At 74.6% G+C, this 11,484-nt stretch carries 12 protein-coding genes; 11 read left to right on the top strand and 1 reads right to left on the bottom strand.

What is annotated here, in order from left to right; all coding sequences use genetic code 11:
• Window positions 1-24 precede the first annotated feature (24 nt).
• Window positions 25-1,410, bottom strand: coding sequence for a glycine--tRNA ligase (locus ABD254_RS18700; protein WP_344250272.1), 1,386 nt, complete (start codon window positions 1,408-1,410; stop codon window positions 25-27).
• A gap of 244 nt (window positions 1,411-1,654) precedes the next feature.
• Between ABD254_RS18700 and ABD254_RS18695 the strand changes: the two genes are divergently transcribed.
• The 11 genes from ABD254_RS18695 (at window position 1,655) to ABD254_RS18645 (ending at window position 11,410) form a co-directional block, all read left to right on the top strand.
• On the top strand, window positions 1,655-2,041 hold the full coding sequence (locus ABD254_RS18695) for a YciI family protein (protein ID WP_344250271.1): 387 nt from the start codon (window positions 1,655-1,657) through the stop codon (window positions 2,039-2,041).
• Window positions 2,042-2,066: 25 nt separating this feature from the next.
• Complete coding sequence (locus ABD254_RS18690; RefSeq protein ID WP_344250270.1) at window positions 2,067-3,287, top strand: RNA polymerase sigma factor; 1,221 nt, start codon at window positions 2,067-2,069, stop codon at window positions 3,285-3,287.
• A gap of 32 nt (window positions 3,288-3,319) precedes the next feature.
• Window positions 3,320-4,282, top strand: coding sequence for a metal ABC transporter substrate-binding protein (locus ABD254_RS18685; RefSeq protein WP_344250268.1), 963 nt, complete (start codon window positions 3,320-3,322; stop codon window positions 4,280-4,282).
• Window positions 4,279-5,139 (top strand): metal ABC transporter ATP-binding protein, encoded by an 861-nt coding sequence (locus ABD254_RS18680; protein ID WP_344250267.1) that lies wholly within the window; start codon window positions 4,279-4,281, stop codon window positions 5,137-5,139. The genes ABD254_RS18685 and ABD254_RS18680 overlap by 4 nt, the downstream gene beginning before the upstream one ends.
• Before the next feature lie 14 nt (window positions 5,140-5,153).
• Complete coding sequence (locus tag ABD254_RS18675; RefSeq protein WP_344250616.1) at window positions 5,154-6,077, top strand: metal ABC transporter permease; 924 nt, start codon at window positions 5,154-5,156, stop codon at window positions 6,075-6,077.
• 50 nt (window positions 6,078-6,127) lie between these two features.
• Entirely contained in the window at window positions 6,128-6,502 is a 375-nt protein-coding gene (locus ABD254_RS18670) for a Fur family transcriptional regulator (protein ID WP_344250614.1), read from the top strand.
• 62 nt (window positions 6,503-6,564) lie between these two features.
• Complete coding sequence (locus tag ABD254_RS18665) at window positions 6,565-7,125, top strand: DedA family protein (protein WP_344250266.1); 561 nt, start codon at window positions 6,565-6,567, stop codon at window positions 7,123-7,125.
• Between the two features lie 134 nt (window positions 7,126-7,259).
• On the top strand, window positions 7,260-8,303 hold the full coding sequence (locus ABD254_RS18660; RefSeq protein ID WP_344250265.1) for a FecCD family ABC transporter permease: 1,044 nt from the start codon (window positions 7,260-7,262) through the stop codon (window positions 8,301-8,303).
• Window positions 8,304-8,305: 2 nt separating this feature from the next.
• Window positions 8,306-9,379, top strand: coding sequence for a FecCD family ABC transporter permease (locus ABD254_RS18655; RefSeq protein WP_344250264.1), 1,074 nt, complete (start codon window positions 8,306-8,308; stop codon window positions 9,377-9,379).
• Window positions 9,376-10,254: an ABC transporter ATP-binding protein gene (locus ABD254_RS18650; protein WP_344250263.1), complete on the top strand. Its 879-nt coding sequence runs from the start codon at window positions 9,376-9,378 to the stop codon at window positions 10,252-10,254. Before ABD254_RS18655 ends, ABD254_RS18650 begins: the two co-directional genes overlap by 4 nt.
• Window positions 10,255-10,345: 91 nt before the next feature.
• The gene (locus ABD254_RS18645; RefSeq protein ID WP_344250262.1) at window positions 10,346-11,410 is read left to right on the top strand and encodes an iron-siderophore ABC transporter substrate-binding protein; all 1,065 of its coding nucleotides are present in this window, start codon (window positions 10,346-10,348) and stop codon (window positions 11,408-11,410) included.
• The last annotated feature ends 74 nt before the right edge of the window (window positions 11,411-11,484 follow it).

Here is an 11,484-nt window from a genome sequence, read left to right as displayed (position 1 = left end):
GGACCGGGCCCCTCGTACGTCGTGTCAGGCGCCCACGAGGTGCTGCCCCAGGTAGCCGGTGACCTTGTCGAGCGCGACGCGCTCCTGCGTCATCGAGTCGCGGTGCCGGATCGTCACGGCGTCGTCGTCGAGCGTGTCGAAGTCGACCGTGATGCAGAACGGCGTGCCGATCTCGTCCTGGCGGCGGTAGCGGCGGCCGATGGCGCCGGCGTCGTCGAAGTCGACGTTCCAGCTCTTGCGGAGCTCCGCGGCGAGGTCGCGCGCCTTGGGCGAGAGCCGCTCGTTGCGGCTCAGCGGCAGGACGGCGGCCTTGATCGGCGCGAGGCGCGGGTCGAGGCGCAGCACGGTGCGCTTGTCGACGCCGCCCTTGGTGTTGGGCGCCTCGTCCTCGGCGTAGGCCTCGACGAGGAACGCCATCAGCGACCGGGTGAGGCCCGCGGCCGGCTCGATGACATAGGGGATCCAGCGCTCGTTCTTCTCCTGGTCGAAGAACGACAGGTCCTTGCCCGAGTGCTCCGAGTGCGTCTTGAGGTCGAAGTCGGTGCGGTTGGCGATGCCCTCGAGCTCGCCCCACTCGCTGCCGGTGAAGCCGAAGCGGTACTCGATGTCCACCGTGCGGGTCGAGTAGTGCGACAGCTTGTCCGCCGGGTGCTCGTACAGCCGCAGATTCTCGGGGTCGATGCCGAGGTCGGTGTACCAGGCCATGCGGGTGTCGATCCAGTACTGGTGCCAGTCGGCGTCCGTGCCCGGCTCGACGAAGAACTCCATCTCCATCTGCTCGAACTCGCGGGTGCGGAAGATGAAGTTGCCCGGCGTGATCTCGTTGCGGAACGACTTGCCGATCTGCGCGATGCCGAACGGGGGCTTGCGCCGCGACGCCGCCGCCACGTTCGCGTAGTTGACGAAGATGCCCTGCGCCGTCTCGGGCCGCAGGTAGTGCACGCCGGACTCGTCCTCGACCGGGCCGAGGTACGTCTTGAGCATCATGTTGAAGTCGCGGGGCTCGGTCCACTGGCCGCGGGTGCCGCAGTTCGGGCAGGCGATCTCGGCGAGGCCGCCCTCGGGGGCGCGGCCCTTCTTCTCCTCGAACTCCTCGATCATGTGGTCCTCGCGGAACCGCTTGTGGCACGACAGGCACTCGGTCAGCGGGTCGTTGAACGCACCGAGGTGGCCCGACGCGTGCCATACGGGGGTGGGCAGGATGACGGCGGAGTCGAGGCCCACGACGTCGTCGCGGCGCGTCATCGCGCGCCACCACTGCTGCTTGATGTTCTCCTTCAGCTCCACGCCGAGGGGGCCGTAGTCCCACGCGGAGCGGGTCCCGCCGTAGATCTCGCCGGACTGGAAGACGAAACCTCGCCGCTTGGCGAGGGAGACGACGGCGTCGAGCTGGGCGGACGGTGCTGCCACGGATCACTCCTGGGTGTCGGGCCACCACGTGGCTCGTGGGGCCGGTGCGGGGAACGGCGCAGCGATCGACGCACCGGGAGGGTGCGCACGTCGGACGACGGCGATCGACTGCGGTGCGACAAGCCTACCGGGGCGGTCTGTACCGGCAGACGCCCGCCCGTGACGATCTCGACCACGCTCGATCGTCATCCAGGTGTCGCCCGGCGCTCGGGCGGCCACACTGGAGACGACGAAGGGGACGACCATGCGCTACGCACTGCTGCTGCACAACCGTGAGCCCGCCCCGGGCGAGCTGCCCGCCGAGGGCATCGCGGACATGGAACGGCTCTTCGCCGAGTACGGGGACGCGCTGGTGAGCGCCGGTGTCCTCGTCGCGGCCGAGGTCCTGCAGTTCTCCGACGCGACCACCACGGTCACCCGGCGCACGGGCGCCACCCAGGTCCAGGACGGGCCGTTCGCCGAGACGAAGGAGGCGCTCGCTGGCATCTTCGTCGTCGACGTGCCCGACGCCGACGCCGCCATCGCCTGGGCGGAGAAGTGCCCGGGCGCCTCCTACGGGTCCGTCGAGGTCCGGCCCGTCGCGACGTCGATCGTCGACGGCGCGTGGACCGCGCCCGGCCCGGCCGAGTAGGCCCCGCTCGCCGGCGCTCGACGCGATGACCAGCCCCGCGTACGACGCGGCGGCCGCGGCCGCACGAGACGGCTACGGCCGCCTCGTCGCGCTGCTCGCGGCCGCCGACGGCGACCTTCAGGCCGCGCAGGACGCGCTCGGCGACGCCCTCGAGCGCGCGCTGCGCACCTGGCCCGACACGGGCGTGCCGGGCAACCCGGAGGGGTGGCTGCTCACCGTCGCGCGCAACCGTCGGCGCGACGCCTGGCGGTCCGCGGAGGCGCGCCGGACCGCGCCCCTCGTCGTCGAGCGGCACGCGCCGGTGCACCTCGACGACGTCGACCCGGACGCCGTCGGCGACCGCCGGCTCGAGCTGATGCTGGTGTGCGCGCACCCCGCCGTCGCGCCCGCCGCCCGCACGCCCCTCATGCTCGACGCCGTGCTGGGCTTCACCGCCGCACAGGTCGCGGGTGCCTTCACCGTGCCCACCGCGACGATGGCCACCCGGCTCGTGCGGGCCAAGCGACGGATCAAGGAGCTGCGGGTGCCGTTCGAGCTCCCCGACCGCTCCCACCTGCCCGCCCGCATGGCCGACGTCCTCGAGGCCGTCTACGGCGCGTACGTCATCGAGTGGACGACGGCGGCGCCCGAGCCGCGGCGCCTGCCGCCCGAGGCGCTGCGGCTCGCCGAGATCCTCGCCCGCCTCGCGCCGCACGACCCCGAGGCCCACGGCCTCGCGGCGCTCGTCCTGCTGTCGTCCGCGCGGGCCGAGGCGCGCAGCGACCACGCCGGCCGGTTCGTGCCGCTCGCCGAGCAGGACCCGGCCCGGTGGGACACCGTGCGCATCGCGCGGGCGCACGATCACCTGCGGGCGGCCCACGCGCAGGGCGCGCTGGGGCGGTTCCAACTGGAGGCCGCCATCCAGGCCGTGCACTGCGCGCGGGTCGACGGTGGGCCCACCGACTGGGCCACCCTGCGCGGCCTGCACGAGGCGCTGCACCGCGTCGCGCCGTCGCTCGGCGGGACGGTGGCGCTCGCCGCCGTCGTCGCCGAGACCGACGGCCCGGCGGCGGGCCTCGCCGTGCTCGACGGCATCGCCGACGACGCCGCGCGCTACCAGCCCGCCTGGGCCGTGCGCGCCGACCTGCTCGCCCGCCTCGGCCGCGCGGCGGACGCCGCGGGCGCCTACGACAAGGCGATCGCCCTCACCCACGACCCCGCGCAGCGCGACCACCTGGGCGAGCGCCGCGCCGACGCGATCAGTTGACAACCGTTCTCATCTAACTGAGAATCGTTCTCATGCTTCGCCGACGCGCGGCCCTCGCCGCCCTGCCCGTGCTCGCCCTGCCCGCCGTCCTCGCCGGCTGCTCCACCGACGACGCCGCGGACGACGGCACGCTCGAGGTGCTCGCGTCGTTCTACCCGCTGCAGTACGTGGCGCAGCAGGTGGGCGGCGACCTCGTGTCGGTCTCCAACCTCACGCCCCCGGCCGCGGAGCCGCACGACCTGGAGCTCTCGCCCGCGCAGGTGCGCGAGATCGGCGAGGCCGGCCTCGTCGTCTACCAGTCGGGCTTCCAGGAGGCCGTCGACGAGGCGGTCGAGGCCCAGGCGCCCGAGCACGTCGTGGACGCGGCGGAGTTCGCCGAGCTGGAGGCGCACCCCGGCACCTCGGAGGCGGAGTCCACCGCGGCCGCCGAGGAGGAGCACGCCGACGACGACGGCCACGACCACGGCAGCCTCGACCCGCACTTCTGGCTCGACCCGACGCGACTGGTCCCGGTCGCGAACGCCGTCGCCGCGGCGCTCGCGGACGCCGACCCGGAGCACGCGGCCGCGTACGCCGAGAACGCGCGGGCGCTCGAGCAGCAGCTCATGGACCTGGACGGCGAGTTCTCCGCCGGCCTGGAGACGTGCGAGGCCCGCACGCTCGTCACGTCGCACGAGGCGTTCGGGTACCTCGCCGAGCGCTACGACCTCACCCAGGTCGGCATCGTCGGCCTCGACCCGGAGGCGGAGCCCTCCCCCGCGCGGCTGCGCGAGGTCGGTGCCATCGTCGAGGAGAACGACGTCAGCACGATCTTCACCGAGACGCTCACCAGCCCCAAGGTGGCCGATACCCTCGCGCAGGACATCGGCGTGGACACCGCCGTCCTCGACCCGCTCGAGGGCCTCTCCGACGACGCCGAGGCGGCCGGCGGCGACTACGTCTCCGTGATGCAGGACAACCTGGCCGCGCTCACCGAAGGGCTCCGCTGCTCATGACCACGCTCGCCCCCGGCTCCGCGGGCGGCCCGGCGTCCGCCGCCGACGCCCCGCCCGAACCCGTGATCGAGGCCCGCGGCGTGCACGTGCGCCTCGGTTCCAGCCCCGTACTGCGCGGCGTCGACCTCACCGTGCGCCGCGGCGAGGTCGTCGCGCTGCTCGGCGCGAACGGCTCCGGCAAGTCCACCCTGGTGCGCACCCTCGTGGGCGTGCTGCCGACCACCGCCGGCGACGTGCGACTGCTCGGCCACCCGCTCGGCGACGACGTGCCCTGGGGCCGCGTCGGCTACGTGCCGCAGCGCGTCAGCGCCGCGTCGGGCGTGCCGTCGACGGCCGAGGAGGTCGTCGCCTCCGGGCTGCTGCACGGGCGCCGCGTGCGGCTGCCCCGCGGCTGGCGGGCCGACGTGCGCGCCGCGCTCGACCAGGTCGGCCTCGCGGACCGCGCCCACCGCGCCACCCACCAGCTCTCCGGCGGCCAGCAGCAACGCGTCCTCATCGCGCGGGCGCTCGTGCGCAAGCCCGAGGTCCTGGTGCTCGACGAGCCCGTCGCGGGCGTCGACCGGCCCAGCCAGGAGACCTTCGCCGCCACCATGACCCGCCTCGTCGGCGACGGCATGACGGTGCTCGTCGTGCTGCACGAGCTCGGCGAGCTCGCGCCGCTGGTACAGCGGGCCGTCGTGCTGCGGCACGGCCTCGTGGTGCACGACGGCGCGCCACCGAAACCTCAGGCCGGGCACGGCGACCACGACCACGACCACGTGCACCCGCACGCCCACACCCGCACGCAGCGCGGTGACGGCACCGTGGGGCTCGCCGACGGCCCCTTCGAGACGACCGACGAGGAGACCCGACCGTGAGCGGCCTGTGGGAGATGGTCACCGACCCGTTCATGCAGCGGGCGCTCGTCGCCGCGCTGCTGGTCGGCGTGAGCGCGCCCGTCGTCGGCACCTACCTGGTGCAGCGCCGGCTCGCCCTGCTGGGCGACGGCATCGGGCACGTCGCCCTGACCGGCGTCGCGCTCGGCTGGCTGGTCGGCGCGGCGATGGGCCTGGTGCCCGACGACGTCCTCGCGGTGCCCGGCGCGGTCGTCGCCGCCGTCGCGGGCTCCGTGCTCATCGAGGTGGTGCGACGGCGCGGGCGCACGTCCGGCGACCTGGCGCTGGCCATCCTGTTCTACGGCGGCATCGCCGGCGGCGTGCTGCTCATCGGCCTCGCCGGTGGCTCGTCGGGCAGCCTCATGGCCTACCTCTTCGGCTCCATCTCCACCGTGACGATGTCCGACGTGTGGGTCACCGTGATCCTCTGCGGCCTCATCCTGCTCGTCGGGATCGGGCTGCGCCCGGTGCTGTTCTCCGTGAGCCACGACGAGGAGTTCGCCATCGCGTCCGGGCTTCCGGTCTGGGCGCTCAACATGGCGGTGGCCGTGCTCGCCGCGCTGACCGTCACGGTCGCGATGCGGGTCGTGGGTCTCCTGCTCGTCTCGGCGCTGATGATCGTGCCCGTCGCGATCGGCCAGCTCGTCACGCACTCCTTCCGCCGCACGATGCTCGTGGGCTGCGTCGTCGGGGTCGTGGTGTGCGTGACGGGCCTGTCGATCACGTACTGGCACAACGTCTCCCCCGGCGCCCTGATCGTCGTCCTCGCCATCGGCGTGTACGCCGTCGTCGCGGCCCTGCACCCGCTGCTGACGCGCCGCCGCCCGGCCGCCGACCCCCACCCCGACATCCCCGACGACGTCGCCGTCGCACCGGTGTCCGCCGGCCGGGGCAGGAAGGAGGAGGAGTGCACGCCGTGAACGACTCCCGCCCCCCGTCCTCCCCCGCCGCGCAGCGGACGCCTCCGCGCATGACGCGGCAGCGGGCCGCCGTCGCCGACGCGCTCGGCGACACCGACGAGTTCCGCAGCGCCCAGCAGCTGCACGAGCTGGTCCGCTCGCGCGGCGACGCCGTCGGGCTCGCGACCGTCTACCGCACGCTGCAGACCATGGCCGACGTCGGCGAGGTCGATGTCCTGCGCGGCGAGGACGGCGAGAGCCTGTACCGCCGCTGCGAGCGCCGCGAGCACCACCACCACCTGGTGTGCCGGGTGTGCGGGCGCGCGGTCGAGATCGACGGCCCCACCGTCGAGGCGTGGGCCGCGAGCGTCGGCGCGGCGCACGGCTTCGCCGACATCGAGCACACCGTCGAGCTGTGGGGCACCTGCGCCGAGTGCCGTCGCTGAGCCGTACCGCCCACGACCGATCGATGTAGGACAGGCAAACCTCAGCAGGGCACAATGGGCCCGTGCTCACCGCTCCTGCGCTCGCCCTGGCGCTCACCCCTGCGCTCGCCGACGCGCCCGAGGGCGCGGAGCCCGCGGGCGTCTTCACCATCGCGGGCGTGCCGTTCTGGGCGGTGTACCTCGCCGCGTTCGGCATCGTGCTCGTGCGCGCCCAGGCCACCTACTGGGCGGGTCGCGGGGTGGCGCGGGGCACGGCCCGCAGCGGACGGGTGACCGACGCCCTGTCCCGGCCTCGGGCCGTCGCCGTCATCGACCGGGTGAACCGGTGGGGGCCGCCGGCCGTCACGCTGTCCTTCTTCACGGTGGGCGTGCAGACGCTCGTCAACCTCTCGGCCGGCTACCTGCGCATGCCGTTCGGTCGCTACCTCGTCGCGCTGCTGGCCGGCTGCGCCGTCTGGGCCGGGATCTGGACGACGGTCGGCACCGCCGCCGTCAACGGCGCCATCGCCGTCGGGCTGCGGCACCCGGTGACGCTCGTCGCCGTCGGGGCGGGCGCCGTCGCGCTCGTCGCTTGGGTCGCGTACCGCCTCACCCGCCGCGCGGACGCCCCCTCCGACGTCTGACGGCCGTGGGCGGACTCCCGCACACCGCCGTCGGCATGCCAAACTGAGGCAATGCTTACCTCACTGCCGGGCGCCCGGCGCGCGTCCGGCGGCCCCGGCGCTCCCGGCGCCGCCGGCCGGACGGGCGCCGCCTCGTGACCGCGGCCGCCACCCTCGCCCCGGCGCCCCGGCCCGCCGCGGCGCTCGTCGCGCGACGCGCCCGCGGCCGCCTCGTCCTGCTCGCGCTCGCTCTCGTCGCCCTGGCGCTGATCGTCGTCGCCAGCCTCACGCTCGGCGTGCGCGACCTCGACCTGGGCACCGTCTGGCAGGCGCTGACGTCCCCCGTGCCCGGCGACGTCGACCACGACGTCGTCCGCGACCAGCGGGTGCCGCGCACCCTCATCGGGCTCGCCGCCGGTGCCGCGCTCGGCGTCGCGGGCACCCTCATCCAGGGCGTGACGCGCAACCCGATCGCCGACCCCGGCCTCCTGGGACTCAACTCCGGCGCGTCGCTCGCCGTCGTGATCGCCGTCTCTCTGCTCGGCATCACCTCCCCGCTCGGGTTCGTGTGGTTCGCGTTCGCGGGCGCCGCGGCCGCCGCCCTGGTCGTCTTCTCGATCGGCGCCGGGCAGCCGGTCAAGCTGGCCCTCGTGGGCGCCACGGTCACGGCGCTCATCACGCCGATGATCACCCTGGTGCTGCTGCGCGACCCGACCGCCTTCAACCTCTACCGGTTCTGGGCGGTCGGCTCCCTCACCGGGCGCGGGATGGAGACGCTCGAGCGGCTGTGGCCCTTCGTCGTGGTGGGCGTCGTGCTCGCGTTCGCGCTCGCGCGGCGGCTGACGATGCTCTCGCTCGGCGACGACGTCGCCCGCGCCCTCGGCCAGAGCGTCGGCGTGACGCGGGGCCTGACCGCCGCCGCGATCGTGCTGCTCGCCGGGACCGCGACGGCGCTCGCCGGGCCGATCGCGCTCGTCGGTCTCGCCGTGGCGCACGCCGCGCGGCGGCTCGTCGGCACCGACTACCGCTGGATCGTGCCGATGACGGCCCTGCTCGGGCCGATCATGCTGCTCGGGGCGGACGTCATCGGCCGCCTGGTCCTGCCGCACTCCGAGCTCGAGGCCGGCGTCGTGGCGGCGGCGATCGGCGCGCCCGTGCTCATCGCCGTCGCGCGCGGCCGGACCGTGGCGGGGGTGTGAGCGTGACGACGCTGATCCCGCCCGCCCCCGGCGCACCCGCCGACGGCTCCGCCACCGCGTCGACCGTCACCGCGCTCCGCCACCGCCGGCGCCGGCGCCTGGCGCTCGTCCTCGGCGCCGTCGCGGCCGCGCTCGTCGTCGTCGCCACCCTCGCCCTGACCCTCGGCGAGGCCTCGCTGCCTGCCGGGCGCGCCCTCGCCGCCCTGTTCGGCGTCGGCGACGACGGCGACGTGTTCGTCGTGCACCGCCTGCGCCTGCCACGCATCGAGACGGCGCTGCTCGCCGGGGTGGCGTTCGGCCTGGCCGGCGCCCTGTTCCAGTCGACCTTGCGCAACCCCCTCGCCAGCCCCGACATCCTCGGCATCGCCAGCGGCGCGAGCCTCGGCGCGGTCTGGGCGCTGCTGGTCGCCGGGCTCACCGGCCTCGCCGTCGCCGGCGCCGCGTTCGCCGGCGCGCTCGGGGTCGCGCTGCTCATCTGGGTCTTCGCCTGGCGGCGCGGGCTGCACTCGATCCGCTTCGTGCTGGTCGGCGTCGGCTTCGCCTACCTGTGCTCGTCGCTGCTGGCCTGGCTGCTGGCGAGCGCCGACGTGCGCGAGGCCCAGTCCGCCCTGCTCTGGACGGTCGGGAGCGTCGCCGACGTGCGCGGCGCCGAGCTCGCGACCCTCGCCGTCGGCGTCGTCGTCCTGGCGGCGGCCGTCTCGGGGATCGCGCGCTGGCAGGGGCCGCTCGCCCTCGGCGACGACCACGCGCGCGGCCTCGGCGTGCCGGTGGACGCCGCGCGCGTCGGCTCGCTGCTGCTCGCCGTCGGGCTCGTGGCCGTCGCGACGGCGTTCGTCGGGCCACTCGCGTTCGTCGCGCTCGTCTCGCCGTCGATCGCGCGCCGGCTCGTGGACGACGGCGGCCCCGCGCTGCTGGCATCGGCCGGCGTGGGTGCGCTGCTCGTGCTCACGGCCGACGTCGTGGGCCAGCACCTGCTCTTCGGCGTCGAGGCGCCCACCGGCATCGTGACCGGCATCGTCGGCGCCCCGTACCTGCTGTGGCTGCTCGCCACCGACGGAAGGAAGTCCCTCGCATGACCGACGTGCGACCCCCTCGCACCGCGCCCGCCGCCGGCGCGGACGGGCCGGCGGCGGGCCCGGTGAGCGGCGATCCCGCCGCCACGACCCTGGCCGCCCACGGCGTGAGCCTCGGCTACGACGGGCGGCGCGTGATCGAGGACCTCGACCTCGAGCTGCCCGCGGGCCGCGTGACGGCGATCGTCGGCCCGAACGCGTGCGGCAAGTCGACGCTGCTGCGCGGCCTGGCGCGGTTGCACCCGCTGGACGGCGGGCGCGTCACCCTCGGCACGCAGGACGTGTCCGGGCTGTCCCGCCGGGAGCTCGCGCGCTCCGTCGGGGTGCTGCCGCAGTCGTCGGTGGCGCCCGACGGCGTCCGCGTCGCCGAGCTGGTCGGCCGCGGGCGCTACCCCCACCAAGGCTGGTTCGGGCGGCACCGCAGCGACGACGACGCCGTCGTGCTGCGCGCCCTGGAGTCCACGGGCACCGCCGACCTCGCCGACCGCCCGGTCGCCGAGCTGTCCGGCGGGCAGCGCCAGCGGGTCTGGATCGCGATGGTGCTCGCCCAGGAGACCGACATCGTGCTGCTCGACGAGCCCACGACCTACCTCGACGTGGCGCACCAGGTGGAGCTGCTCGACCTGCTCGCCGAGCTCAACCACACCCGCGGCACCACCGTCGTCATGGTGCTGCACGAGCTCAACCTCGCCGCCCGGTACGCCGACCACCTCGTGGTGATGAGCGCGGGGAAGGTCGTCGGGCAGGGCGAGCCGTCCGCCGTCCTCACGGAGGAGTCCGTGCGGGACGCCTTCGGCCTGGAGGCGCGGGTCGTGCCCGACCCGGTCTCCGGGACGCCGCTCGTCGTGCCCGTGGGGCGGCACCGCGTCACAGGCTGAGACGGTTTCCCGCTGGGCATGCATGAGGTTAGGCTTCCCTCACTGTTCCGTCATCTCCCGTGCACGTGCGCGGGACCACCGAGGAGAAATCGTGCGCCTTCGCCGTCCTCTCACCGTCGTCGTCGGCCTCACCGCGACGGCCACCCTGGCCCTCGCCGGCTGCGGCTCGTCCGACCCCGGGTCCGAGGGAACCGACCCGGCCGACGGCGGGTCCGCCGCCCCCGCGGACGGCGCCACCGACGAGTTCCCCATCACCATCGAGCACGCCCTCGGCGAGACAGTCGTCGAGTCGGAGCCCGAGCGCGTCGCCACCTGGGGCTGGGGCTCGACCGAGGCGGCCATCGCCGTGGGCGTCTACCCCGTCGCCGTCGCCGAGCAGGTGTGGACCGTCGGCGAGGACGCGCTGCTGCCGTGGGTGGAGGACGCCTACGACGAGGCCGGCGAGGAGAAGCCGGTCATCCTCACCGACCCGGAGCAGGGCGCCACCGTGCCCTACGAGGAGTTCGTCGAGGCCGCGCCCGACCTGATCGTGGCGCCGTACTCCGGCCTCACCCAGGAGCAGTACGACGTGCTGAGCGACATCGCGCCCGTCGTCGCCTACCCCGACGCCGCCTGGACCACGCCGTGGGAGGAGACGATCACGCTCACCGCCCAGGCGCTCGGCCGCTCGGCCGAGGGCGAGCAGGTCCTGGCCGACATCGACGACTTCGTCGCCCAGAAGGCCGACGAGCACCCCGAGCTCGAGGGCCAGACGTTCGCCGCGATCGTCGACTCCCCGACCGAGGGCCAGGTCTACGTGTACCCGGAGCTCGACCCGCGGGCCGGCTTCCTCGAGGGCCTTGGCGCCGAGGTCGCGCCGTCCGTCGAGGAGCTCGACACCTCGGACGGCGGATTCTTCTACGCCCTGTCGTACGAGGAGCTCGACAAGCTGGAGTCCGACTTCATCGTCGACTACGCGTACACGCCCGAGGACGCGGAGGACTTCCTGACCAAGAAGGAGCTCCAGGCAATCCCCGCGGTCAAGGCCGGAAAGGTCGCGCAGGTCGTCGGCAACGTCGCCACGTCGTCGGTGTCGCCGCCCACCGCGCTGTCGGTCTACTGGGAGGACGGCTTCCCCGCGCTGGTCGAGGAGATGGCGAAGGCCGTCGCGAACTGAGCCCCGTCGCGACCGCCGGTCGAGCCGTCCCAACCGCCGGTCGAGCCGTCCACACCGCCGGTCGAGCTTGTCGA

Origin of the sequence: Isoptericola hypogeus (genome assembly GCF_039531145.1) — a bacterium.
Taxonomy (GTDB): Bacteria; Actinomycetota; Actinomycetes; order Actinomycetales; family Cellulomonadaceae; genus Isoptericola; species Isoptericola hypogeus.
Note: the sequence above shows the minus strand (reverse complement) of the source record. Positions and strands in the feature narration are given on the sequence as shown.

What these genes read in the sequence shown, in the direction of transcription:
- ABD254_RS18675 (WP_344250616.1), top strand. Translation starts at nt 5,154, where the DNA reads ATGGTCACCGACCCGTTCATGCAGCGGGCGCTCGTCGCCGCGCTGCTG.
- ABD254_RS18685 (WP_344250268.1), top strand. Translation starts at nt 3,320, where the DNA reads ATGCTTCGCCGACGCGCGGCCCTCGCCGCCCTGCCCGTGCTCGCCCTG.
- ABD254_RS18680 (WP_344250267.1), top strand. Translation starts at nt 4,279, where the DNA reads ATGACCACGCTCGCCCCCGGCTCCGCGGGCGGCCCGGCGTCCGCCGCC.
- ABD254_RS18695 (WP_344250271.1), top strand. Translation starts at nt 1,655, where the DNA reads ATGCGCTACGCACTGCTGCTGCACAACCGTGAGCCCGCCCCGGGCGAG.
- ABD254_RS18650 (WP_344250263.1), top strand. Translation starts at nt 9,376, where the DNA reads ATGACCGACGTGCGACCCCCTCGCACCGCGCCCGCCGCCGGCGCGGAC.
- ABD254_RS18670 (WP_344250614.1), top strand. Translation starts at nt 6,128, where the DNA reads ATGACGCGGCAGCGGGCCGCCGTCGCCGACGCGCTCGGCGACACCGAC.
- ABD254_RS18690 (WP_344250270.1), top strand. Translation starts at nt 2,067, where the DNA reads ATGACCAGCCCCGCGTACGACGCGGCGGCCGCGGCCGCACGAGACGGC.